Here is a 25171-nt window from a genome sequence, read left to right as displayed (position 1 = left end):
TATAATAAAATGCTTAGATACTTTTTCGTCTTAGGTTTAAACTCTAATTTATTTATAAGACGTGCTTTTATAATGTATGTTTGTAGAGCAAATACAAAAACAAAAATCGAAAAAAATATTATAAAACTCATGTGAGAATTATAAGACCAAATGATTAATGAATATTTAACAAATAGTAAAAGGATTATTAATAAAGAAAGATTGTTAAAAAGAAGGGCTTATACCATAGTTTTATATAGTATATACCCTCTTATTTAGTTGATATTTTTTTTGATAGCTTCAACTAAAGCTAAAATTTCAGCTTTTGTTTGTGAGAAGTGGATAGAGATTCTTAACCACCCTGGTTTATTATTGATATCTAAGTCATCAATTCCTAATAAATCATGGCCATAAGGCCCAGCACATGAACATCCTGCTCTTGTTTGAATACCATTTGATTGTGATAATTTAGCACATAATTCATAGGCGTCTAAATTGTTAATATTAAAAGAGATGATTCCTATATTGTCTTCATCTTGGTTCCCATATATTTCACAGTTTGGTATTTTTTTAAGTTCATCAATAAAAACTTTTTTAAGTTCATCTTTTTGAGATTTAATAAAATCAAAACCAATTTCATTTCTTAATTGATATGATAATGAAGCTCTGATTAATTGTAAGATTCCAGGAGTTCCAGCATCTTCTCTTATTTCTATCTCTTTTTGGTAAACTTGTTCATCTTTATTTACATATGCAACTGTTCCACCACCTGCAAATGTAGGAGAAAGCTCAGTATTGATTAAAGCTTTTCTAACTACAAGAAGGCCACATGATCCAGGTCCTCCTAGTAATTTATGAGGTGACATAAATATTGCATCATAAAGCTCAGATGGAATATTCATATAAGGTGAACTAGCCGCCGCATCAAAACATACTAGAGCATTGTATTTTCTAAGTAATTTTGAAATCTTTTTAAAAGGAGTAATGATTCCTGTTACATTAGATGCAACACAAAATGAACCAATAATCTCTCTATCTTTATTCTTCTTTAGAACTTTTTTTAGATGTTTTAAGTCTATTAGTCCTTCTTTATCAAGTTTTACTCTTTTGATTTCACATAAAGCTTCTCTAAAAGATACTTCATTTGAGTGATGTTCATAAGGTCCAACTATAACAAGAGGCATTTTAGATTTATCTACTTCTATTTCATATCTTTTTTTAGTTGCAGGGGGAATGTATAATCCAAGTAATTCTTGAAGATGTTTAATAGCAGCAGTTGTACCACAACCACTAGGAAGAATGGCAAATTCATCTCCAACTTCTAAACTTTTTGCAAGATTTTTTCTTGCTAGTTCATAATAATTACTTGTTGCATCAGCATTTGATGACTCTTTAGAGTGTGTATTTGCATAAGTCTCTAATACGTCTCTTACACGATTCTCAATTTGCCTAAAAGCAAGACCCGAAGCAGTATAATCAAAATATTCTTTTTTATTTTTTCCAATTGTGTTATATTTTATAAAATCTAGTGTATTTGTACTTTCATTGAAAAAAGGTCTAAATATGTTTTTTGTCATTATTTTACTCGTTAAATTAGTTTAGGTTATTAATTTTATAATTTTAAGTTATTTATTATAAGAGTTTGCTTGAATAATAAGTTTAAATTTATAAACTCTTATAATAAGACAGAATTACTCTGCCTTTGTAGGGATTATCATGCGAAAGGATTAAAATTTACTTTTTGTAAATCTTCGGCAAATTGTTTCGCTTTATTAGTAGGAGCGTCAATTATTATCATATTTCCGAATGTTGTGATTTGTATCTTTGATGCATTATATTTCTCTAATAGTGAAGATAATGTATCTAATCCAGAACTACCGATTTGTAATGATTCCAATTTACAACCAATATAACTTTGTCCTTCCACTTTACTTTCTTTAATTCCAAAGTACTCTATCTTATTGTTATTTTCATTTGTCTCAATAAGTAAAGATTTAATTCTAAAACTCACAGAAGACTCTAATAAATCATAAAACTTATCATGTCCCCATTGTTTAATTAAAGAGGCAAAATCACTTTGCTCTTCATTTTCTCTATTTCCATAATCTCTATAAATTTTTGCAATTGCTTTTGCCATAGGAATTATTTGAGATATAGTAATATATCCCACGTGTGTACCTATGATTTTTACTGAAAATAAAATCTTATCTTTATCATTTTTAACTGCATCGAAGTTTACATCATGTGTATTGTTTTCAACAGCTTTTCTAGCACATCCTGAGATGGCTATTTGTAGTTTATTTGGTAAGTTAGAAAAATTCTTATTACCTCTAAATGTATCGTTTAGTTTATTTGTAATTTCACTAATATCAGTTAATTGTTCTTTGTTCACACAGTTTAAAATGATATTTCTAACATTGTGACCAGATTCAAATGTAGTACTTAACTCTACAGCATGTAGAATATTAAATACAGCAGGTAAATCATAAATTCTTAACCAAGAAAATTCAATTTTTTGACTTTTTGTAAAGTCTAAACTATCATTTGCATACTCTTTTGAAATTTTAGATAATGCTTTGATTTGTTCTAGGTTTAATTCCCCAAGACTTAGTGGAATTTTTAATTTGAAGTAATCACCTTTTTGATCTCTTCCTTGGGCATGAATACCATACCATTGGAATCTGATTAAATCAGCTTCACTTACTCTTTCACCTAAGACAGCATAGATAAAGATGTCACTTAAGACATCTAATCCATCCTTATCTTTTTTGATTTGCTCGATATTTAGAGATAAATTTTTAGACATTAGATAGCCTTACAATTCCATTCTGGATAATTCTTTCTAATGAATGCATTTAATTCAACTTCTGCTTGAGAATATGTTTTTTCATCTGCAAGTTCGGCTGTTCCTTCAACAGAAGATACAATCATACCCGCACCAACAGTTGAGTTAGTATATTTGTCAATAATAATGAAACTACCAGTATATCTATTCTCATGATATGGATCTACTGCAATTTCTCTATCAAGAGAGATTGTAACTTTTGCAATATCATTTAGTTCTAATTGCTCTGCGTCAATCTCTTCAAATGTATTAATATTCTTCTTAAAATCAATAGAGTTAAATGCTCCATTTAATACAGAAGTTGCTCTTTTAATAATGTAGTTTTGGTTTAAAGTTAATGGAGCTTCATCCATCCATACTACCATTGCTGATAAGTGGTTTGATACTTTAGGAATATCTTCTGATTTTACAATCATATCCCCTCTTGAAATATCAATCTCATCTTCAAGTGTAATAGTTGTAGCCATTGGAGCAAATGCTTTTTCAATAGTTTCAACTGTTTCATCTTTACCAATTGGTCTTAAATCTTTAATATCATTAGATACGATAGATTTAACTTTAGATGTTTTACCTGAAGGTAATACTGTAATATCATCACCAACGCTAATTGAACCACTTGCAATTGTTCCAGAGAATCCTCTGAAGTTTAAGTGTGGTCTTACTACATATTGAACAGGTAATCTAAATGAATCAGACTCTTTTTTATGAATATCAATAGTGTCAAGTAATTCCATTAAAGGTTTATCTTTATACCAAGGTGCTTTTGGAGTATTAGTTAAAATATTATCTCCATCTAATGCAGAAATAGGAATAAACTCAATATTTAAATCTTCATTATGAGGAAGATTTGGAATAATGTTTTTATAATCATTCTTAATCTCTTCAAATACTTCTTGGCTAAAGTCAACTAAATCCATTTTATTAATTGCAACGATTAGGTTTTTGATTCCTAATAAAGAAGCAATATAAGAGTGTCTTTTAGTTTGAGTTAAAATCCCTTGTCTAGCATCAATTAAGATAATAGCTACGTCTGCTGTTGAAGCACCTGTTGCCATGTTTCTTGTGTATTGCTCGTGACCTGGAGTATCTGCAATAATGAATTTTCTTTTATCAGTTGAGAAGAATCTATAAGCAACATCAATAGTAATACCTTGTTCTCTCTCAGATGCTAAACCATCAACTAAAAGTGCTAAGTCAATCTTATCACCTGTAGTACCTGATTTTTTAGAATCTTTTTCAATAGCTGCTAATTGATCTTCAAAAATCATTTTTGAATCATAAAGTAATCTACCAATTAAAGTTGATTTCCCATCATCTACTGAACCACAAGTAATAAATCTTAATATTTCTTTATTCTCATGTTCTTTTAAATATGCTTCTATATTTTCTGAAATTAAATCTGATTGATGTGCCATATTAAAAATACCCTTCTTGTTTCTTTTTTTCCATTGATGCATCACCATCACTGTCGATTAATCTTCCTTGTCTCTCACTTGTTGTACAAACAAGCATCTCTTGGATAATCTCTGGTAATGTTGTTGCTTCTGATTCTACTGCACCTGTTAATGGGTAACAACCTAATGTTCTAAATCTTACCTTTTCTTTTTTAGCAGTTTTTCTTAATTCTTCTGGAACTCTTTCATCATCTACCATGATTTTTGTACCCATATATTCAACTACTTCTCTCTCTTTTGAGAAGTATAAATCAGGAATTGGAATACCTTCTAAATAGATGTATTGCCAGATATCTAATTCTGTCCAGTTTGAAATAGGGAATACTCTAATTGATTCACCTTTTGTATGTCTTCCATTATATACATTCCAAAGTTCTGGTCGTTGAGATTTTGGATCCCATCTATGGTTTTTATCTCTGAAAGAATAAATTCTCTCTTTTGCTCTAGATTTTTCTTCATCTCTTCTAGCCCCACCAAATACTGCATCAAACTGTTGCATATCTAGCATTTGTTTTAAACCTTCTGTTTTCATTACATCTGTATGTAAAGCAGAACCGTGCTCGAAAGGAGAGATATTCATCTCAATACCTTTAGGATTAGAATAAGTAATAAGTTCCATTCCAACTTCTTTAGCTCTTCTATCTCTAAATTCAATCATCTCTTTAAATTTCCATTTAGTATCTACGTGTACTAATGGTAAAGGAGGTGGTGCTGGGTAAAATGCTTTCTGTAAAATGTGTAACATAACAGAAGAATCTTTCCCTACTGAATAAAGCATACCTGGGTTTTGAAACTCAGCGATTACTTCTTTCATAATGTGCATAGACTCAGCTTCTAGCTGCTTTAAATGCGTTAATCTCTCATTACTTATTTCCATTTGATTCCTTTCTTTAATTCAATTATTTTTTGTGTAAACCACATTCTTTATGTTCTGGGTTTTCCCACCACCATCTTCCAGCTCTAATATCTTCACCGTCCTTAACGGCTCTGGTACAGGGTGCACATCCGATGCTTGGGAAACCTTGATCATGTAATTTGTTGTAAGGAACTCTATTTTCTTTTATATAAGTCCATACATCTTCTTCATTCCAGTCAATTAATGGATTAACTTTGATTACATCAAAATTAGCATCATATTCAACTAGTGGCATTTCAGTTCTTGTAACACTTTGAGATGCTCTAAGCCCTGTAAACCAAATATCTAAACCTTTTAATGCTCTTTTTAAAGGTTCAATTTTTCTAACAAAACAACAATGTTTTCTTTTTTCGATACTTTCATAATGACCATTTACGCCTTGAGTTTTATATAACTCTTGAACATTTTGTTCATTAGGAAAATACACATCAATTTTGATGTTATACTTAAGGTTTGTTGCATCCATAACATCATAAGTTTCTGGGTGTAATCTACCTGTATCAAGTGTAAATATTCTTGCACTTTTGTCATGCTTTAAAATCACATCACTTAAAGCTTGATCTTCTGCTGCTAAGCTTGAACTTAGAGCAACTTCTTTGTAATTATCTAAGAAATAAGCTACAACTTCTTGTGCTGTTTTCCCTTTTAATTGTTGGTTTAATTCTTTTGCTATTGTTTCTTTACTCATAATATCTTGCCTAAATTTGATAATCGTTTTCTGCTGGTTTTACTCTTCCTAATGAAATCTTATTCCATGCTCTTTCGTGGAAGTAATATAAAATCATTTTAGTAACTAATTCTATTGAACCAATTGATGCAGCCATTGCTAAGTTTCCAGTAATAAAATATGAAATGATAACTGTATCAATTGTTCCAACAGTACGCCAAGATATAGTCTTAACTATAGATCTGTAAGGTTTTTCGTGCATATTGGATCTTTCCTAAGATTGTTGCGACGAAGAGTTATTACTCTTCATCGTTTGGATATAATACTGTACTTAAGTATCTTTCTCCAGTGTCACAAAGGATAGTAACAATTGTTTTACCTTTGTTTTCAGGTCTTTCTGCAACTCTTTGTGCAACTAATGCATTAGCACCTGCTGAAATACCTACTAGTAAACCTTCAGATTTTGCTAAATGTCTAGCATGTGCAAAAGAATCATCATTAGAAACTTGAACAACTTCATCATAAATTTCTGTATTTAATACACCTGGAACGAAACCTGCACCAATTCCTTGAATTTTATGAGGACCTGGTTTACCACCACTTAATACTGGAGAATCTTCTGGTTCAACAGCAATTACTTGGATATCTGGGTTTTGAGCTTTTAAAACTTCACCAACACCAGTAATAGTACCACCTGTACCAATAGCAGCAATAAAGATATCAATTTTTCCATCAGTATCTGCAAGAATTTCTTGAGCAGTAGTTTTTCTGTGAATTTCTGGATTTGCACCATTATTGAATTGTTGTGGTACAAAAGAATTAGGAGTTTCTTCAGCTAATTCATTTGCTCTATCAACGGCACCTTTCATTCCTTTTGCAGGTTCAGTTAATACTAAATCAGCACCTAAAGCTTTAAGAAGTCTTCTTCTTTCAATACTCATAGATGAAGGCATAGTTAATACTAATTTGATTCCTAAAGCAGCACAAACAGAAGCTAATGCAATACCTGTGTTACCAGAAGTTGGCTCAATAACAGTAGTATCTTTAGTAATTAAACCTTGCTCTAAAGCAGTGTTAATCATGTTTGTACCAATTCTATCTTTAACTGAATGAGTTGGGTTCATAAATTCACATTTTCCTAATACTAATGCACCAGTGTTTTCACTTGTCTCTTGTAATTTTACTAATGGAGTGTTTCCAATAAGTTGTGTTAAATTTTCTGCGTATTTCATCTTAGGTTCCTTTATTTATATACTGTAATGTAAAAATTCATTGTATTTATCTTGATATTCATCTAGACCAGCTAGAGTCACATCAAAGATTTTTTTCATACTCTGTTTTGAATCATCAAAAAAGATATTCAAAATCGGATTGTCAGCTTTAGCATCAACGATTTTTAAATCATCTTCTAAAGCTACCAAGATATCAAGAACTTTGATATCTTCTGGATCATTTGCAAGGATATAACCTCCCTTAGCACCTCTGATACTCTTTACAAGTTCAGCTCGTCTAAGTTTACTTAGAAGTTGTTCTAAGTAGTTTTGAGGAATATTTGCATTTGAAGAGATCTCCTTGATTTGCATGGGAGTTTCTCTATCGTGTTTTCTTAACTCGTACATGGCTGTAAGACCATATACACCTTTTGTTGATATTAACGGCATATTTTAAACCTTTTAGTTTAAAGCTTCGTTTAAATCCGCAATTAAATCAATAGGATTTTCTAATCCAATACTTAATCTAACTGTAGTTGGATTAATACCAGCTTCTGCTAATTCTTGTGCATTCATTTGTGAATGTGTAGTTGAAGCAGGGTGTACAATTAAAGATTTGCTATCCCCGATATTTACAACAACACTAAATAACTTAGCACTGTCAATTACTTTTTTAGCATCTTCATAAGATTCAACTTCAAAAGAAATAAGACCAGATGCTTTTCCATCTTTGAAGTATTTCTGTGCTTTTGCGTAACCTGGGTTTGATTCTAAACCAGGGTAATTAACACTTTTTACTTTATCATGTGATTCTAAGAACTTAGCAATTTCTAAAGTATTATCAGAGTGTTTATCAACTCTTAGGGCTAATGTTTCAATTGTTTGTAATAATAACCATGAGTTATGTGGTGACTGTGCAGCACCGATATCTCTTAGTAATGCTAATCTGATTCTTAGACAAAAGTTTGGTAATGGAACATCAGTATAAACTAAACCGTGGTATGACTCATCAGGTTCAGTGAAGTGAGCATATCTAGCAGAGTTTTCTTTGAAGAATTCAGCTAATCCATCTCTCTCAACAATGATTCCACCAATTGCAGTACCTTGACCATTTGTGTATTTAGAAGTTGAGTGAACTACTACATCAATTCCCCATTTGATTGGGTTAAATAATGCTGCAGATGCAACTGTATTATCACAAATAGTAATTACACCATTTCTTTGACCAATTTCAGCGATCTTTTCCACATCTGCAATTGCAATTTGTGGGTTTGATAAAGATTCGAAGAAAATTGCTTTTGTTTTATCATCAATTTGTTCTTCTAAATCAGAAGCGTCTTCACTTCTGAAAACTTTTGCAGTGATTCCAAATCTTTTAATAGTGTGAGTCAATAATGTAACTGCTCCACCGTATAATTTATCAGAAATAAGAATGTTATCACCAGCTTCAGCAACATTTGCAATAGCGTAAAAAATCGCAGATTGACCAGATGCCACACATATTGCTGCTGCTCCACCTTCAAGTTGAGCGAATCTTTGTTCTAAGACGTCAGTCGTAGGGTTTGTTAATCTTGTGTAGATTGGCCCTAATTCTTTAAGTGCAAATAAATTCGCAGCATGTTCAGAATCTCTAAAAGCGTATGCAGTTGTCTGAGCAATTGGTACGGCCATAGAACCATAACCTTCTTTTTTGTTATATCCTCCATGAACTGCAATTGTTTCGTTTTGCATTTTGTTTCCTTTTTATTATTGTTATTTGATTTTGTATGGTGAAAGTATAGAATATTTTAATTTTAATGTCAAGTGATTTAATCATAATTAAATAGATATTCTATACTAATTTACTATTTAATTCATATAAATTACAGTTAATTATATATAAATTGTAATTACTATAACTATAAAAGCCTATTTTATGGGCTTTATATTCTTGACTAAAAAACATTGGAAAAAAAATAAAATTTGTATAAAAACTAGTAAAAAGAGCCGTTTTAATAAAGTTGATTAAATTACTATGGAATTAAATTAGGGGTATTTATTGAAAAAAGATATAATTATCTAAATAAAAAAAGGTAATAAATGCAAAAGAAACATATATATGAAAACATTCTTGTTGATAAATCAAAAGAAGAGTTTCTTGACTTACTTAATCATGATAACATAAGAATAGAAAGAATAGTATCAAATGGACAAAAAAGCGAAAAGGATTTTTGGTATGAACAAGAAGAGAATGAGTTTGTCTTATTATTAAAAGGTTCAGCAATACTAGAGTTTGAAAATAAAGAAATGCCTTTGATTGAAGGTGACTTTGTTGATATAAAAGCTTTTACAAAACATAGGGTAAAATATACATCAGAAGATGAAACAACTATATGGCTTGCTATATTTTATAAATAATAGGAAAAAAGATGATAAACGATAGTTCTTTTAGATTTACTAGAATAACTGAAAGTCCTAAAGAGAGATTTTTTAATATTCATCAGCACTCTTCTTATGAACTTGTTTGTATTATTGAAGGAAGTTTAAACCTCACAATTGATTTTCAGAATTTTGAATTAAAAGAAAATACTGTTTATTTAATAAAACCAGGGCAAATACATCAATGGTCAAAACAAGATTTTCCTAATAAATGTATTGCTTGTATCTTTCATTTTTCAAAAGACTTCTTACCTTCTTATGAAATGGTAAATAAACTATTTGATAATAATACCTTACCAATAATTGAAATTTCTCCTTTAATTATAAATGATATTACAAAACTTACTCTTATGATTGAAAAAGAAGAAGATAACTCTTTAAGAGCTTATTTATTAGGTGCTATTTTAAACTATGTACTTAAGTTTAAAACATCGAATACAAACTTATATTATAAAGATCAGAGAATATATAGTTTAATAGAGCTAATTGATGAATATTTTATTGATGAAAAATCAGCACAATTTTATGCTAATCATTTTGAACTAACAACAAAACGACTAAATGAGTTGTGTAAAAAATATCTAAACAAAACACTATCTTCTTTAATCATAGATAGAAATATAGTTGAAATAAAAAGAGAACTTACTTATAGTGACTTATCTATGAAAGAGATTTGTGAGAAACTTAAATTTACTGATAGTTCGCACTTTTCTAAATTCTTTAAAAAATATACCTCTTATACTCCTTTGGAATTCAAACAAGAAAAAGCATAATGTACAAATCTTACAAGTAATTGTATTTATTGACCATTGAATATATGAAAAATTAAACATATAATTCTTGTATTATCTTATAAGGAAATTTATGAATTTTTTAAATCTGACAACACTTATTATTGAGAAACTAATGAAAATAAGTCAAAAACAAAGTCTATATATGGAAAGTCTACATCATAAGCTATTAACTAAACAAGTAGATAAACTTAATAGGAAAAGTGATGTCAAATAAAATAAAAGAGATTCTAATAGCAAGCAAAGCAAAAGAAAAACTATTTAATATCAAAGAAGCAAAAGTAGTAAAGGGCAAAGGTATTATTGGAGATAGGTATTATTTGCAAAAAGGAAGTTTTTCCCAACGTCTAAAAGATAAAGAGGATTTTCATATTACTTTTATAGAACAAGAAGAGATAGATACTTTTAATAAAAAAACAAATTTAAACTATTCAAATGATTTATTTAGAAGAAATATTGTCACAGAGGGAATAGGGCTTAATGATTTAGTTGGGAAAAGATTCAAAATTAATGATATTGAGTTTTTAGGTATGAGATTATGTGAACCCTGTAAACTTTTGTCTTTGGATTTAGGGGAAGAGTTTTTATCTCAAATGGTTCACAAAGCAGGTCTTAGAGCAAAGATACTTTCAAGTGGTAGTTTTACTTTGGGTGAAAGCATAGAAGTTTTATAGGAGAAAAGATGGTAATCAAAATAAAAGATATTTTCTGTGGTCAAAAACAAGATATGGATAATGGAAAGAAACAGTATCAATCTTCATATAAAAAAGTAGATTTAAAAAAACAGAACTATTATATAGATGAATTAGGGTTTAAAGATGATACCCAAAGTGATAAAGAACATCATGGAGGAATAGATAAAGCAGTTTGTGTTTATCCCTTGGAATCATATGAGTTCTTTAAAAAGAAATATAACTTCGATTTAGAGATTTGTTCTTTTGGAGAGAATCTAAGTATTGAAGAGTTTAGTGATGCTGATATTTGTCTAGGAGATGTATTTAGATGTGGTGAGGTGTTGTTTGAGGTTTCTCAGCCAAGACAGCCTTGTTGGAAAATATCTTCTATTGTAGGTATTAAGTCTTTGACTTCTTTGGTTGTAAAAGATTTTAAAACGGGATTCTATCTAAGAGTAATACAAAAAGGTTTTATAAAAAAAGGAGATTCTTTAATCTTAGAGCAAAGAAAACATGCAAAACTAACAATAGAGTTTATAAATAAATGTGCCTTTAATGCTAAAGATAATCAAGAAAATATTAAAGAGATATTAGAATCAAAAAGCCTAGCCTTAGCATATAGAACTTCTTTATTGAAAAGATATAAAAATAAAGAATCAGGACTACAAGAGTGGCAAAAAGATAACTACTAAATATTAAGAGAACTCTTCAATAAGAAGCTTTATATTGATATAAGAATATAATTCAATTAATTAATATAAATAGGGAACAATTTGAAAATAGCTATTATTGGAGCAGGTGCTGCTGGGCTTATGGCAGCAATCACTGCGAAGAGATTAAACAAAAATCTAAACATCGATATTTTTGATATAAATAAAGGCATAGGAAAAAAAATCCTAGCTTCAGGAAATGGAAGATGTAATATCTCAAATTCATCTATTACTAAAGATAACTATATAGGGGAGAACCCTTCTTTTGTAAATGATGCATTAAAACAGTTTGATTTTAAGGCTTTTGAGAGATTCTGTAAAAGTATTGGATTACTACTTGATATCAAAGAAACTTGCAAAGTATATCCACTATCAAATGAAGCAAAATCTGTAACAAACTTACTTGAGAGTGCAATCCAAAGTCTAGGAATAAAACTAATACTTGAGACAAAAGTAACAGATATAGAAAAAAACGAAGATAAGTTCAATGTAATCTCTGATGAGAAAAGCTACGTGAACTATGACAAAGTAGTACTATCTTGTGGATTAGGTGCGGCTCCGCAGTTAAATGCAACAGAGTTAGGTATGAACTTTGCAGAGAAGTTCGGACACTCATGTAATATGACTTATCCATCATTAGTAGGACTTCATACAAACTACGACCAACCTACAAGAATCCAAGGGGTAAAAAAAGAATCCCATGTAACTTTATATATAGATGGTAATAAAGAAGCTGAGATTACAGGAGATGTACTATTTACTAAATATGGAGTTTCAGGTTTTGCAATACTTGATATTTCGCAATATGCTGTATATCCACTAAGTCTATATCAAGATGTACAAATAGCTGTAAATATGTTCCCAACGATAAATCGAAATGAGTTATTAGCTCAAATAGAAGGACTATTCAAATCCCTACCAAATGAAAAAGCCCAAACTCTACTAACTGGAATAATCTCAAATAAACTAGCCCCAATAGTTCTAGAAAATGCAAAGGTATCAAATGAAGCTCTAGCAAAAGATATAAATTCAAAACATATAAGAAGTATCATAAATACCCTAATTAACTGGCGATTTAAAATTACAGATACACAAGGCTTTAAACACGCAGAAGCTAGTGGTGGTGGAGTAAGAACCGATGAGGTAGACTCAAGAACTTATGAAAGTAAGAAGTGCAAAGGCTTGTATTTAGCAGGAGAGGTTTTAGATATTGTAGGAAACCGTGGAGGTTTCAATCTACATTTTGCATGGGCAAGTGGCTACCTAGCAGGAAAATCATTGGGAAAAAAATAGTAACTTTTGTCAAATTTCGGCGTTATCGTCGAAATTGAAATAGTCACATACTGAAGTATGCTCCCACTTCAATTTCTCCTCTGGCCTTGAACTTTAACAAAATTTACGATTTCTTATTATTTCTTTGTACTTTTGGATGCTTTCAATCCTTTTGTATTGCCTGGAGTACTTTTATTGTCTCTACGTCTTTGATCTACTTTACCTGTTGATTTAGCAACAGGTTTAGGTCCTGGTTTTAATCCCATGTGGTTATATCTCCTTTCAAAGTTTTTGTACCAACTTATTATTAGTTAGTAAATTAATTATAACATTGTTTATATATGTAAAAAATAATTATTTAACTGATGAAAAGTGAGCATTTTCAAAATAGCGTAAAGAAAAATAAAATTAAATCTGTAAAGAAATTTGAACTGTCTGAACGAAGTGAGTTTTCAAATTTTAAGATTTCATTTCATTTTTTAGCGATTTTGGAACCAGTCTCACGATTTTCTTTTGCTTCTTTTCTTTACTAAAAAGAAAAGAAAGAACTATCCTTTCTAAAATAAATCAAAAAACTCCAAATTTTTAATAAATAAAACCCAATAATTCTATAGCAAAATTGCTATATTTATATAGCCCAAAATAGCCCTTTTGCTACAAATAATAATTAAAATATTTATAAATAATAGTGTAAATAATAATATTTTATAATAACTCACAAATTTTAAAAGTCCCATAAAAGTGCCTAATTGTGGTATCTAAATACCACATATTTTTGATAAAATAATTTTATCTAAAAAATTAGGGGGAGTTTGTCATGAGTCTTATAATCAATGATAAAAATATATGTTTAAACGATGTAGTTATTAGCCAAAAAGCTTTTTTAGAACAAGACGTTATTGAAGTCGTAAATATAAAAAAAGAGTACCAACCTGAATTTTATAACCTAAAGAATTCTGATATATGTGACAATATTGAAATATATTGTGATTCAGATAATTGTTCTTTAAATTTATTTAAAGAGAACGATAAAACTTTTATCTCAAAAGCTGTAGAGATTTTTGATAAAGATGAGAGTATTTCTATTGAGAGTTTTAACAAACTAATTAAAGAGAAGTTTTCAAAAGTAGAAGGTATAGATATTATTGCAGATGAAGATTCAATTGAAGATAGTTTAAACCTTCTTTTATCAACACAGCTAAATGATACTGACTCTGTAAAAGATGCTAATACCAAAATTGAAAATGCATACAATGAGTTACTAAAAAAGATCTTCTAATATACCTCTTTGAGAGGTATGCTAGAAACTCATAAAGTATAGCCTTTTTGCTACAAATAATAGATAAATTATGCAATAATAATTATAAATATAATAATATTCTTATTTGTCACTTTTTTTATATAATTTCCTAAAAAATACCAAAAAAACGTCACTCTTGTGACGCTAGTTGTGACGCAAAAAATATAAAATAATTTTATCTTAACAAAATGGAGTTCATTATGAGCCTTAGAATTATTGATGAAAATATATATCTGAACAATACGGTTATTAGTAAAAAAACTTTTTTAGAACATGATGTTGTAGAAGTTGTAAATATAGAAAAAGAACATATAAATGATTTCTATAAACTAAAGAATTCTGATATTTGTAATAACATTGAAATTTACTGTGATACAGATAACTACTCTTTAAATCTATTAAAAGAAGATGACAAGACTTTTATTACGAAAATTATTGGTGTTTTAAATGAAAAGAAAGATATCTCATCTAATATTTATAATGAGCTAATTTTCAAAGAGTTTTCAAATATTGGAGATATAGAAGTTTGTGCAGATGATGACTCAAATAATCTAAATATTCTATTATCAACACAATTAAGAGATAATGAATCAATCCATGAATCAAGCACTAAGATTGACAGTGCTTACCAAGAATTACTAAAGAAGTTTTTCTAACATACCTCTTTTGAGGTATGCTTTATTACTCTACTATTCCAGACATTGTTTTTACTTCAATGCCTTGATCTCTCCAAGCATTTACAATCTCTAATAATCCAATACTATCACTTGGCATATGAGGAGCTATTATTATATTTCCTATATTTTGCTCAGCAACTGCATTTTTTACATTTTCTGGAACATGCATTGCGATTATAGTTCCAACACCTGCTTCAAAATATGATTTATATACATCAACACCACCGTTTGTACCACCTGCCATTAGTACTTCAATTTTTCCTGCATAGTCATCGTTTGAGCCAACTCTTATTACAGGTTGTGCTGCTTTACCTTGGTAATACTCCCATGAGTTCAACTCATCAATAATATCACTTAGTTTTGTTTTTGGTTTATCTTCAAAGGCTGTATCAAGTCTAGTTTGTACAATCTCTTCTGTTATAAAATCAGCAGGAATATGGATATTTAGATATGGCATTTCCATTAATCTTGCAGCAGAACTTACTCTGTCGTAGTTAGAAGCATGTCTTCCCATATCTATACTTGTTTGTTGTTTTTTCAAAGCTTTTTGAGCTTTATTTATAGGAACTCCAGATTTCACCATTCTATCAATCTGAACATCCATAACTTTTGCAAAATCCACAATACACGAATCAGCTTTTGGATGATGAGATACAACACAGTCATAACCTAAGTTCTGTGCTAATAATAACTCAGGTGTTTCCATATCAATACCAATTAGTACTTTTTTTATATTTTCACCCTCAACTATGATATTAGTATCATAAGGCATCTTGTCTAGTTTTGCTAAGCTTAAAGCTGTATTCATTAAATCATTTGTATTCATGTGTTTACCTATTTTAGAATCTATCTTTTAATACAGAGAATTTCACTACTTTTGAGAACTCAAATATTCCAGAGTCTGTATGTAAAACTTCTTGTTTCTCTAGTTTTAGAGGTTTTAGTTTTTTATATGATTTTCCTTCATATTTGAAACTAATGAAGTTTTTATCAAGTATTGCTTTTTCTAAGAATCGTAACTCTATATTCATATTAAATCTTTTCTTTTTATTTACTCACATGATAAAGTTTAAATATTAAATATAGCTTAAAGTCAATTTATAAAATTTTAAGTAATTTTTAAAGATTGCAAATAGGTATATAATTTGAATAACAAAGAACATATGGTGTATGAAAATACAAATTAATATATATTAATTTAATTAAAGGATTAGTTATGATGAGAAATGGAATTTATTTATCGCTAATACTTTTCCTAGGTGTTATGGGATATTTCGTAGTGAATACACTCATAGCGGAAAGTAGTATTATGCTTGCAAGTATCGTCTTTATTGTGGTTAGTGTAGGTATCTTTGTACTTACAACACACTTTAAGAAAAAAGTAGAACTAGTACCAGCACAAAAAATTATCAATGTTTTATATATTGGTATGTTTGCCTTATATGGTGTGGTAATGGGTCTATCAATGGTTTATGCCCCAAGTTTAGAGTTGGCAACAGCTCGATTTGAAGGTATTTTATTCCTCGTGGGAAGTGCTGTACTTCTATACGGATTATATGTATTTATGAAGAGAAATGTTCTTCATCACTCATGATTTTACATTCCCAAGCTGATAACTTGGGAATATTTACAATCTTTGCCTATAAATAACTAACTTTTTACACATTTTATTTTATAATAACGCACAAATATATTTTTTAAGGTTGAGTATTATGGGGCAAGTTATATTTTCAGTAGATTTAAGAGAGGAAAATGTCTCTTTAGTAAACAATTGTTTTTATACTCTTTTTAGCGATATTACAAAAATACCTTATAATTTTACTGATGACCAAAGATTCCTAGATATAATCCAAAAAGCAAAAGAATCAATAAGAGAAGGGAATTTAGGTCGTTTCTTCTTGGAAGAAAACGGACAAACACTTCTTTTTGATGTTGATAAAATGCCAAATGATGTTTTGGTTTTTGCTGGAAAAAAATTCAATACTCAAGAACATATAAAAACTGAAGAGATTTATACCTTCCTTCGATTACTAACTGATAATTTACCTGATATGGTTTGGGCAAAAGATATTCATGGAAGATACCTTTTTGCTAATAAAGCTATTTGTGATAATCTTCTAATGGCAAAAGATACAGATGAACCAATAGGAAAAAACGATGTATTCTTTGCTTTAAGAGAGAGGGAAAAACACAAAGACAAAAAGAATTGGCATACTTTTGGAGAGTTATGTTTTGATTCTGATGAAATTGTTTTACAGCAGTTAAAACCACAGAGATTTGAAGAGTACGGAAATATAAAAGGAAAACTTTTATATCTAGAAGTACATAAGGCTCCATTTTTTGATGATGAAGGAAGACTTTTAGGAACAGTTGGAAGTGGTAGAGATATTACAGAAGAAGTTCTTACAAAAAATAAACTAAAAGAAAAAGACCAGTTATTATTACAACAGTCAAAAATGGCGGCAATTGGGGAGATGTTACAAAATATCGCTCACCAATGGAGACAACCACTATCAAGTATTTCTAGTATCTCAACTAGTGTTATTGTACAACAACAAGTGGGAGCCCTAGAAGATGAACATCTATTACATAGTATGGAAAATCTTAATAACAATGCTCAATACTTATCTAAAACAATTGATGATTTTAGAGACTTTTTTAGACCAAATAAAGAGAAAACATTTTTTGATTTCTCTGAAATTGAACAAAAAGTTTTATCTTTAGTCTCTTCAAAACTAAATAAAAGTCATATTGATATTGTTTCAGATTTTGAAGATATGCAGATTAATAACTACAAAAACGAGTTTATTCAAGTACTTATTAATATTTTAAATAATGCAATTGATGCTTTATCAGAAATAGAAACAGAAAAAAAGAAAATCATTTTTATAACAGCTACAAAAAAAGATGAAAATATTATTATCAAAATCAAAGATACAGCAGGTGGAATACCTGATGAGATTATGGGTAATATTTTTGAGCCATACTTTACTACAAAACACAAAAAACAAGGAACAGGAATAGGTTTATATATGTGTGAAGAAATTATTACAAAACACATGGATGGAACAATTTCTGTAAAAAATAAAGATTTTGCTTTTGATAATACAAACTATCAAGGAGCAGAGTTTAAAATAATTCTAGATAATTCCTAATAATTTCTAGACTATTTTATTCACTTTGAGCCTGATGCCAAAGAATAATTTTTCTATCTTCTTGAATGATATGTTGTACTAATACAATATCAATCATTCTTGCAAGTTCTTTTTCAAAGAAATCAACTTCAATTTTTGGTAAGTCTTTTACAAAAGTATTAAGTGTTTTTATAATCTCTTTGTGGATTAATTTATGTTCTTCTAGTCTTGGATAGTTTATCTCTTCCATATATTTTTCTTCATGTTGAAAATGAGTTTTCATATAATCATATAAATCTACTAATACCTCTTTTATTTTTTCACTTCTATGTTCATCATCTACGCTTACAAAAGCCATTTTTGCAATATCAAAAAGCTGTTTATGTTCTTGATCTATTTTAGAATTATTTACACTATATATGTTTTTCCAACCAAAAGTTTTACGTAACTCGTCTAAAGGAGTTTGCCATAGGTGGATTTTTTTGTCTTCAAGAATTATATGTCTTACAAAATACTCATCAATAAATTCACATAATTTTTTTTGTATCTCTTGAATCTCCAAATTATTAATTTCATTTAATAGTGTAGCTAGAGTTTTGAGCATATTATCATGTAAGATTTTATGTTCATCATAGTGTGGATATTTGATTCTTTGCATGAACTTTTGTTCATTAGAAAAATGAGTTCCCACGTAAGTACATAAATCATTAATTATGAGTTTTAATTGGGTTTTTTCTTTTTTCTCATCACTTATTTCACTAGCATGTAATGCTTTCTTTGCCAACATAAATAATTTTTGATGTTCATTATCAATTTGAAGGTTACCGATATTGTATTCACTTTTCCAAGTGAGTTTTTCTAGGTCATAGATAGTATTCATAATAGCCCCTTTTATATTGGCATATATTTATTATATAACTACAAAATTAAAAAAATAATAAAATAAAGAGTTTAAAAATTGTTAATTTTTCAAATTAGTTACTCTATTTATTCAAAATATTATAATAATGATATATAATTACGTAATTTTATAGTATTACAGAAAGGTATTTTTAGATGGGTATTGAGATTTTAGACCAAGCAACAACTCCAGCATTAGAAAAATTAGTTCAAGATGAATTTAATACAAACGTAGCTTTTTACGTGCATTTGAAACAATTCAACGACAATGTAAGATCTGATTTAAAGAAAAGAATAAAGGAAGTATTCTTTTTTACAAAAGGTGTTCATTGGAAGTTTGATAGTTTTGGTATTGAAAAAGCAGGTTCAAGAGGAACGGATATTTTAGGATATTTTATTTTTAGAGCAAATGATGTAGTAAAATTACAAAAACTATTTCGTGATGAATTCAGAGATTATGATAATGCAATTAAAATCTCATGTTCAGTAGCAAAATATCAAAAAACAGAAGAAGTTTTCTTCGAATTAGATGTATAAAAAGAGTTTCTCTTTTTATACATTACAGTTATAGTTTTTAGCAAAAAGACCGTTAAAACTAATTATCTTATCAAGTCTTATTTCAAGGCCACTTTTTAACACAGCAAACTCTTCTTTATTTAAATTTTTAAAATCAACAACATAATCTTCTATAGTTTGTTCATTTCCATTATCTAAATAAATAATAGTACTAAGAGTTTTTTTTACTGCTGCACTCTCTAACTCATCATAAAAATGACAAGCTACGGGTATATAATCAGTATTCATTTACTTACTACTTTTTAATATTACAATCACAAGAGGCTTTTCCACTTGCTTTACAAGTACAATTTCCTGTATTTTTGCAATCGCATTTAGGAGTCACAACTTCTTTTTTGCAGTCACAAGAAGCTTTACCTTCGGCTTTACATTTACACTGCTCACCACTTTTACAATCACAAGAAGATTTTTTCTTCATATCACAATGGCTCTTTTTCATGTCGCAATCTTTTTGCTTCATATCACAGTGTTTTTTACTCTCTACTTTTTTCATATCACAGTGAGTTTTGTTCATTTTGCAGTTTTCACTTTTCATTCCGCAATCTGCACTTAATGATGTAATAGTCATAAAAGTAGCTATTACAAAAGATAAAAATAATTTTGTCATGTTCTCTCCTAAAGTTTGTTAGAAATTATATCAAAAATATCACTTGGTTTTTCTACGATAAAATCTGCACCATTTTTTCTAAGTTCATCTTCTTCCCTAAATCCCCAAAGAACGCCAATTGCTTTCATATTTGCATTTTTTGCTGTTTGCATATCTATTTTTGTATCTCCTACAAAATATATATTTTCACAATTTATATTTAAATTATTAGCAATATCAATAGCTGCTTTTGGATCTGGTTTCTTGTTAATGTGCTCTTTTTGTCCATGTACTTCTAAAAATTTATTATCTTTAAATAACGATTGTGCATATTGACAAGTGAACTTATGAGGTTTGTTAGACAGAATTGCCATTTTAATATTTGCTTCTTCTAATTGTTCTAATAATTCATAAATACCATCATAAGGTAAAGTCTTAGCATGTAAATTTTGGTCATATACTTCTTTGAATCTTTTACTTACTTGTTTTTTTATCTCTTTTGGTTGAGAGTCAGCTAGTGCATTCTCTACTAAAATATCAACTCCTCCTCCTACAAACTTTTTATAATCATTTATTTCATGTGTTGGAAGTTCCATTTCTGCGAATACTTGATTCATACATACTGCTATATCTTCTAGTGAATCTATTAATGTACCATCAAGATCAAATATAATTGCTTTTTGAGTATTCATATATCTCCTTAATGGTTTTATACTATAAAAAAAATGTTTAACGTAATATAAACGATTATTTAAAAAAGTGATATAATTAAGATTAGTAGGAAGATTTGAAGCACAATATGTAAATGTTTATAACAATTCAGGATTTTTCTCTTATAAATTAAAAGCATTAAGAGAAATTTAATAGATATTGAATATGATTATCAATAACAAAAAACATTAAGGTGAATGATAATGAAAGCATCAGATTTATTTGTAAAAGCTTTAGAAAATGAAGGTGTTGAGTATATATTTGGAATTCCAGGTGAAGAGAACCTAGATTTACTAGAATCTCTGAGAGAATCAAATATAAAACTTATTCTTACAAGACATGAACAAGCCGCAGGTTTTATGGCTGCAACATATGGAAGACTTACTGGAAAAGTAGGTGTATGTTTAGCTACATTAGGACCAGGAGCTACTAACTTTGCTACAAGTGCAGCTTATGCACAACTTGGTGGAATGCCAATGTTAATGATTACTGGGCAAAAACCAATTAAAAAATCGAAACAAGGTAGATTTCAAATTATTGACATTGTTAATATGATGAAACCTATGACAAAATATTCAAAACAAGTAGTAAATGGAAATAATATTCCATCAATGGTTAGAGAAGCATTTAAAATTGCTACTACAGAGAGACCTGGAGCTGCACTAATTGAATTACCAGAAGATATAGCAGCTGAAGAGTGTGATTTTAATATCTATCCAGTTCAATCGTTTAAATATCCAAAAGCAGACCAAGAAGCAATCTTAGAAGCTGTTAAGATGATAGAGAAAGCAAAAAGACCATTATTACTAGTAGGTGCAGGAGCTAATAGAACTAGAATTGGTAATGCTCTTACAAACTTTGTAAATGAAAGTGGAATTCCATTTTTCTCTACTCAAATGGGTAAGGGTGTAATAGATGAAAACCACAAATTATGTTTAAGTACAGCAGCATTATCAAAAGACGATTTTATACATTGTGCTATTGATAGAGCAGATTTAATTATCAATGTAGGACATGACGTAATTGAGAAGCCACCATTCTTTATGGAGAATGATGAAAATGCCAAAAAAGTAATACATGTAAACTTCTTCCCATCAGAAGTAGATGATACATACTTCCCTCAATTAGATGTAGTTGGAGACATTGCTTCAAATGTAGATAATCTAAGACGAGCAATTTCAACGCAAGAGCATTGGGAGTTTGATTACTATAAAAGAATGACAGAAGAGATTAAAACTCATTTACAAAAATACTTTGGAGATACAAGATTCCCAATACTTCCTCAAAAAGCAGTAAGAACTATTAGAACTTTATTAGATGATGAAGATATAGTTACACTTGATAATGGAGTATATAAAATCTGGTTTGCAAGAAACTATAGATGTGCAAAACCTAATACACTATTATTAGATAATGCCTTAGCAACTATGGGCGCAGGACTTCCATCTGGAATGGCTGCAAAAATGGTAAACCCAGATAAGAAAGTAGTATCAGTTTGTGGGGATGGTGGATTTATGATGAATTCACAAGAACTTGAAACATCAGTAAGATTAGGACTTGATTTAACAGTAATTATTCTAAATGATAATGCATATGGAATGATTAAATGGAAACAAACAGGTATGGGATTTGATACATATGGACTTGATTTAGGTAATCCTGATTTTGTAAAATACGCAGAATCTTATGGAGCATCAGGGCATAGACCTACATCTTGCGAAGAGTTTGAAGAGACTTTAGAGAAGTGTGTAAATGGTAAAGGTGTTCATGTAATAGATTTAGCAGTGGATTATTCACTTAATCACTCAATCTTAAATGAACTGTTAGCAAAAAAAGAGTGTTTAATATAAAAAGAAAAGAAAGGAAATATAACATGAGTACAATTGAAGTAACATCACCATTTGATGGAAGTGTAGTTGGAGAGGTTCCCTTTTCAACAGTAGAAGAAGTACAAGCTGCAATTGATTTAGCAAGTGATACTTTCTTAGATCATGAAAATCATATGCCAAAACATAAAAGAGTTGAAATCTTAGAAAAAGTGGCAGAGATTATGAGTTCACAAGTAGATGAACTTACAAAGCTTTGTGCAAGTGAAGGTGGAAAGCCTTGGGTTGATTCACAAGTAGAAGTGCATAGAGCAATTAATGGTGTTAAATTAGCTATTGAAGCAATGGGTTCACAAGAAGGTAAAGAAATAGCAATGGGACATACAGCTTCATCTGCAAATAGAATGGCATATACATTCAAAGAACCTATTGGAGTAGTAGCTGCAATTTCTGCATTTAATCACCCATTTAACTTAGCAGTTCACCAAGTAATACCAGCTTTAGCAGTTGGATGTCCAGTAGTTATTAAACCAGCTACTCAAACTCCTATGTCTGCTATTAAATTAGTTGAGATATTAGAAGAAGCGGGACTTCCAAAAGGTTGGGCACAAGCAGTAGTTTGTGATAGAACTGGGGGAGAATTATTAGCAACATCTGAGAAAGTAGATTTCTTAACATTTATTGGTTCTGGTGCTGTTGGTTGGTACTTAAACTCAAAAGTATCAAATGGTACAAGAGTAGCACTAGAGCACGGTGGAGTTGCACCTGTTATTGTTGAAGCGGATGCTGATATTGATGACTTAATTCCATCTATTGGAAAAGGTGGATTCTATCATGCAGGTCAAGTTTGTGTATCAGTTCAAAGAATTTACGTACATGAATCAATCGTTGATGAGGTAGCATCTAGATTATCAGACTATGCTTCTAAATTAGTAGTTGGTGACCAGTTAGATCCAAAAACAGAAGTAGGGCCACTAATTAACCATAATGAAACTAATAGAGTTGAGCAGTGGGTAAATGAAGCAGTAACAAAAGGTGGTAAGATTTTAACAGGTGGGAAAAGAATTACTGATTCTACTTTCGAGCCAACTGTTATTTTAAATCCTTCTGATGATGCACTAGTATCAACTAAAGAAGTATTTGGACCAGTTGTTTGTATCTATTCATACTCAGATATTGAGCAAGCATTTGATAGAGCTAATGGTCTTGAAGTATCATTCCAAGCAGCAGTGTTTACAAAAAATATTGATACAGCTTTAAGAGCTGTAAAAAGACTTAATGGAACAGCCGTAATGGTAAATGACCATACAGCCTTTAGAGTTGATTGGATGCCATTTGGAGGAGCTAAGGCTTCTGGTCTTGGATTAGGTGGGATTCACCACTCTATGGAAGAGATGACAAATGAAAAAATGATGGTAATTAAATCTCCTGTATTGTAGAATACGAAATATATTTTAAACTAAGGACTTTCCTTAGTTTAAATTCTAATATTTAAAGTCAAAGGAATAAAATGACTTGGGAAGATTTTTTTAAAGAAGAAGAAAAAAAAGATTACTACAAAAACTTAATAAGCCAAGTAAACAAGGCTTATGAAACTACTACAGTATTTCCACCAAAAGATAAAATATATAATGCATTTGATTTAACACCACTAGAAAATACTAAAGTTGTATTACTTGGACAAGACCCATATCATGGAGCAGGACAAGCACAAGGTTTAGCTTTTTCAACGCCTGAAGAGATTAAAAACCCACCATCTATGAGAAATATGTTAAAAGAGATAAATGAAGATATAGGAAGCTCTCATTGTGAAAATGGAGATTTGACTTCATGGGCAAAAGATGGAGTTTTATTAATAAATGCCATTTTAACAGTAGAAGAAGCAAAAGCAAAATCACATCATAAAATGGGCTGGGAAAAGTTTACTGATAACCTAATCACTTTTATTTCAAACAATTGCAGTGATGTTGTATTTATTTTATGGGGTGCGAGCGCTATTAAAAAACAAAAAATTATTGATGAATCAAAACATCATATTTTAAGTGGAGTTCATCCAAGTCCCTTATCAGCGTATAGAGGTTTTTTTGGATGTAAGCATTTCTCTCAAACAAATGATATTTTAAAGAGTTTAGGAAAAGAAGAGATTACGTGGTAGTTTTAGGAAAATAGATTTTTAATTTTTTGTTTTGCTTGTATAAGCCCTAATCTTACTCCTGAGTATTTCATTACTTTTGCAGTATGTTTCCATTGGGGTTTATCATAACAAGGGCTTGGACAAGTTCTACATCTAGGTTTTATTTCATGGGGACAAGTTTGTAGTCTATCAAAAGAGTATTCAATATTTTCTTGGCACTCTTTGCAGATATTTAAGTCTAAAGTGAATTTTTCATCTTTATATTCTAAATTATATTTTTTGTGTTCTGCATAGTCATGTTTACCTTTACAGTATATTTCATAAAAATTCTTTAAAGTGTTAATTTCTATTTCATATTTTTTACAAGTCATAGCAAAATAACCTTTCTTT

At 29.7% G+C, this 25171-nt stretch carries 30 protein-coding genes; 13 read left to right on the top strand and 17 right to left on the bottom strand.

Features of this window, described 5'->3' with window-relative positions; translation table 11 throughout:
• Positions 1-254: 254 nt before the first annotated feature.
• The 9 genes from ALEK_RS17095 to ALEK_RS17055 all read right to left on the bottom strand — a co-directional run bounded on the left by ALEK_RS17095 (position 255) and on the right by ALEK_RS17055 (position 8803).
• Entirely contained in the window at positions 255-1556 is a 1302-nt protein-coding gene (locus tag ALEK_RS17095; protein ID WP_071626528.1) for an aminotransferase class V-fold PLP-dependent enzyme, read from the bottom strand.
• A gap of 137 nt (positions 1557-1693) precedes the next feature.
• On the bottom strand, positions 1694-2785 hold the full coding sequence (locus tag ALEK_RS17090) for a sulfite reductase (protein WP_071626527.1): 1092 nt from the start codon (positions 2783-2785) through the stop codon (positions 1694-1696).
• Positions 2785-4239 carry a sulfate adenylyltransferase subunit CysN gene (gene cysN, locus ALEK_RS17085; protein WP_071626810.1) on the bottom strand — a complete coding sequence of 485 codons (1455 nt, stop codon included), beginning with the start codon at positions 4237-4239 and terminating at the stop codon, positions 2785-2787. The genes ALEK_RS17090 and cysN overlap by 1 nt, the downstream gene beginning before the upstream one ends.
• A 1-nt stretch (position 4240) precedes the next feature.
• Positions 4241-5155: a sulfate adenylyltransferase subunit CysD gene (cysD, locus tag ALEK_RS17080; protein ID WP_071626526.1), complete on the bottom strand. Its 915-nt coding sequence runs from the start codon at positions 5153-5155 to the stop codon at positions 4241-4243.
• Positions 5156-5177: 22 nt separating this feature from the next.
• A complete protein-coding gene (locus ALEK_RS17075) occupies positions 5178-5882 on the bottom strand; it encodes a phosphoadenylyl-sulfate reductase (protein WP_071626525.1) in 705 nt (234 codons plus the stop codon).
• A 10-nt stretch (positions 5883-5892) separates the two neighbouring features.
• Entirely contained in the window at positions 5893-6123 is a 231-nt protein-coding gene (locus tag ALEK_RS17070; protein ID WP_071626524.1) for a DUF2061 domain-containing protein, read from the bottom strand.
• A gap of 37 nt (positions 6124-6160) precedes the next feature.
• Complete coding sequence (gene cysK, locus ALEK_RS17065; RefSeq protein ID WP_071626523.1) at positions 6161-7093, bottom strand: cysteine synthase A; 933 nt, start codon at positions 7091-7093, stop codon at positions 6161-6163.
• A gap of 15 nt (positions 7094-7108) precedes the next feature.
• The gene (locus ALEK_RS17060; protein WP_071626522.1) at positions 7109-7522 is read right to left on the bottom strand and encodes an RrF2 family transcriptional regulator; all 414 of its coding nucleotides are present in this window, start codon (positions 7520-7522) and stop codon (positions 7109-7111) included.
• Between the two features lie 12 nt (positions 7523-7534).
• A complete protein-coding gene (locus tag ALEK_RS17055; protein WP_071626521.1) occupies positions 7535-8803 on the bottom strand; it encodes an O-acetylhomoserine aminocarboxypropyltransferase/cysteine synthase family protein in 1269 nt (422 codons plus the stop codon).
• Between the two features lie 348 nt (positions 8804-9151).
• Here ALEK_RS17055 and ALEK_RS17050 point away from each other — a divergent pair, with 348 nt between their 5' ends.
• From ALEK_RS17050 to ALEK_RS17030, 5 genes are all read left to right on the top strand, one after another.
• Positions 9152-9469, top strand: a complete 318-nt coding sequence (locus ALEK_RS17050) for a cupin domain-containing protein (RefSeq protein WP_071626520.1) — start codon at positions 9152-9154, stop codon at positions 9467-9469.
• A gap of 11 nt (positions 9470-9480) precedes the next feature.
• Positions 9481-10263, top strand: a complete 783-nt coding sequence (locus ALEK_RS17045; RefSeq protein WP_071626519.1) for a helix-turn-helix domain-containing protein — start codon at positions 9481-9483, stop codon at positions 10261-10263.
• Between the two features lie 224 nt (positions 10264-10487).
• Positions 10488-10955, top strand: a complete 468-nt coding sequence (locus ALEK_RS17040; protein ID WP_071626518.1) for an MOSC domain-containing protein — start codon at positions 10488-10490, stop codon at positions 10953-10955.
• Positions 10956-10963: 8 nt separating this feature from the next.
• Positions 10964-11647, top strand: coding sequence for an MOSC domain-containing protein (locus ALEK_RS17035; RefSeq protein ID WP_071626517.1), 684 nt, complete (start codon positions 10964-10966; stop codon positions 11645-11647).
• An 81-nt stretch (positions 11648-11728) separates the two neighbouring features.
• Complete coding sequence (locus ALEK_RS17030) at positions 11729-12958, top strand: BaiN/RdsA family NAD(P)/FAD-dependent oxidoreductase (protein ID WP_071626516.1); 1230 nt, start codon at positions 11729-11731, stop codon at positions 12956-12958.
• Between the two features lie 116 nt (positions 12959-13074).
• Here ALEK_RS17030 and ALEK_RS17695 read toward each other — a convergent pair whose 3' ends face one another.
• Positions 13075-13203 carry a hypothetical protein gene (locus ALEK_RS17695; RefSeq protein ID WP_265734116.1) on the bottom strand — a complete coding sequence of 43 codons (129 nt, stop codon included), beginning with the start codon at positions 13201-13203 and terminating at the stop codon, positions 13075-13077.
• Between the two features lie 551 nt (positions 13204-13754).
• On the opposite strand from ALEK_RS17695, the gene ALEK_RS17025 reads away from it, so the two are divergent.
• Together ALEK_RS17025 and ALEK_RS17020 are read left to right on the top strand one after the other, a co-directional pair.
• Positions 13755-14216, top strand: a complete 462-nt coding sequence (locus ALEK_RS17025) for a hypothetical protein (protein ID WP_071626515.1) — start codon at positions 13755-13757, stop codon at positions 14214-14216.
• Positions 14217-14437: 221 nt separating this feature from the next.
• Positions 14438-14893, top strand: a complete 456-nt coding sequence (locus ALEK_RS17020; protein ID WP_071626514.1) for a hypothetical protein — start codon at positions 14438-14440, stop codon at positions 14891-14893.
• Positions 14894-14918: 25 nt separating this feature from the next.
• Here the strand turns inward: ALEK_RS17020 and ALEK_RS17015 are convergent, their stop codons facing one another.
• Together ALEK_RS17015 and ALEK_RS17010 are read right to left on the bottom strand one after the other, a co-directional pair.
• Positions 14919-15740, bottom strand: a complete 822-nt coding sequence (locus ALEK_RS17015) for a hypothetical protein (RefSeq protein WP_071626513.1) — start codon at positions 15738-15740, stop codon at positions 14919-14921.
• 13 nt (positions 15741-15753) lie between these two features.
• Positions 15754-15945 carry a hypothetical protein gene (locus ALEK_RS17010; protein WP_071626512.1) on the bottom strand — a complete coding sequence of 64 codons (192 nt, stop codon included), beginning with the start codon at positions 15943-15945 and terminating at the stop codon, positions 15754-15756.
• Positions 15946-16130: 185 nt separating this feature from the next.
• Between ALEK_RS17010 and ALEK_RS17005 the strand changes: the two genes are divergently transcribed.
• Positions 16131-16508 carry a hypothetical protein gene (locus ALEK_RS17005; protein WP_071626511.1) on the top strand — a complete coding sequence of 126 codons (378 nt, stop codon included), beginning with the start codon at positions 16131-16133 and terminating at the stop codon, positions 16506-16508.
• Positions 16509-16626: 118 nt separating this feature from the next.
• On the top strand, positions 16627-18069 hold the full coding sequence (locus ALEK_RS17000) for a PAS domain-containing sensor histidine kinase (RefSeq protein WP_071626510.1): 1443 nt from the start codon (positions 16627-16629) through the stop codon (positions 18067-18069).
• Positions 18070-18085: 16 nt separating this feature from the next.
• On the opposite strand, the gene ALEK_RS16995 is transcribed toward ALEK_RS17000, so the two are convergent.
• The gene (locus ALEK_RS16995; RefSeq protein WP_071626509.1) at positions 18086-18928 is read right to left on the bottom strand and encodes a bacteriohemerythrin; all 843 of its coding nucleotides are present in this window, start codon (positions 18926-18928) and stop codon (positions 18086-18088) included.
• A 176-nt stretch (positions 18929-19104) separates the two neighbouring features.
• Here ALEK_RS16995 and ALEK_RS16990 point away from each other — a divergent pair, with 176 nt between their 5' ends.
• Positions 19105-19485: a hypothetical protein gene (locus ALEK_RS16990; RefSeq protein ID WP_071626508.1), complete on the top strand. Its 381-nt coding sequence runs from the start codon at positions 19105-19107 to the stop codon at positions 19483-19485.
• A 15-nt stretch (positions 19486-19500) separates the two neighbouring features.
• Here ALEK_RS16990 and ALEK_RS16985 read toward each other — a convergent pair whose 3' ends face one another.
• From ALEK_RS16985 to ALEK_RS16975, 3 genes are read right to left on the bottom strand one after another with little or no spacing between them, the layout of a single operon-like run.
• The gene (locus ALEK_RS16985) at positions 19501-19752 is read right to left on the bottom strand and encodes a hypothetical protein (RefSeq protein WP_071626507.1); all 252 of its coding nucleotides are present in this window, start codon (positions 19750-19752) and stop codon (positions 19501-19503) included.
• A gap of 7 nt (positions 19753-19759) precedes the next feature.
• The gene (locus ALEK_RS16980) at positions 19760-20131 is read right to left on the bottom strand and encodes a hypothetical protein (protein ID WP_071626506.1); all 372 of its coding nucleotides are present in this window, start codon (positions 20129-20131) and stop codon (positions 19760-19762) included.
• A gap of 8 nt (positions 20132-20139) precedes the next feature.
• Positions 20140-20802, bottom strand: a complete 663-nt coding sequence (locus ALEK_RS16975) for an HAD family hydrolase (protein ID WP_071626505.1) — start codon at positions 20800-20802, stop codon at positions 20140-20142.
• A 222-nt stretch (positions 20803-21024) separates the two neighbouring features.
• Here ALEK_RS16975 and ALEK_RS16970 point away from each other — a divergent pair, with 222 nt between their 5' ends.
• The 3 genes from ALEK_RS16970 (at position 21025) to ung (ending at position 24802) form a co-directional block, all read left to right on the top strand.
• Positions 21025-22671: an acetolactate synthase large subunit gene (locus ALEK_RS16970; RefSeq protein WP_071626504.1), complete on the top strand. Its 1647-nt coding sequence runs from the start codon at positions 21025-21027 to the stop codon at positions 22669-22671.
• Between the two features lie 23 nt (positions 22672-22694).
• Positions 22695-24086, top strand: a complete 1392-nt coding sequence (locus ALEK_RS16965) for an aldehyde dehydrogenase family protein (RefSeq protein WP_071626503.1) — start codon at positions 22695-22697, stop codon at positions 24084-24086.
• Between the two features lie 71 nt (positions 24087-24157).
• Positions 24158-24802 (top strand): uracil-DNA glycosylase, encoded by a 645-nt coding sequence (ung, locus tag ALEK_RS16960; protein ID WP_071626502.1) that lies wholly within the window; start codon positions 24158-24160, stop codon positions 24800-24802.
• 2 nt (positions 24803-24804) lie between these two features.
• Here ung and ALEK_RS16955 read toward each other — a convergent pair whose 3' ends face one another.
• Complete coding sequence (locus ALEK_RS16955) at positions 24805-25152, bottom strand: nitrous oxide-stimulated promoter family protein (protein WP_071626501.1); 348 nt, start codon at positions 25150-25152, stop codon at positions 24805-24807.
• Positions 25153-25171 lie beyond the last annotated feature (19 nt).

The sequence above is a fragment of the Poseidonibacter lekithochrous genome, assembly GCF_013283835.1.
GTDB lineage: Bacteria > Campylobacterota > Campylobacteria > Campylobacterales > Arcobacteraceae > Poseidonibacter > Poseidonibacter lekithochrous.
The sequence above is the reverse complement of the archived record's forward strand: the minus strand, read 5'-3'. Positions and strand labels throughout refer to the sequence as shown.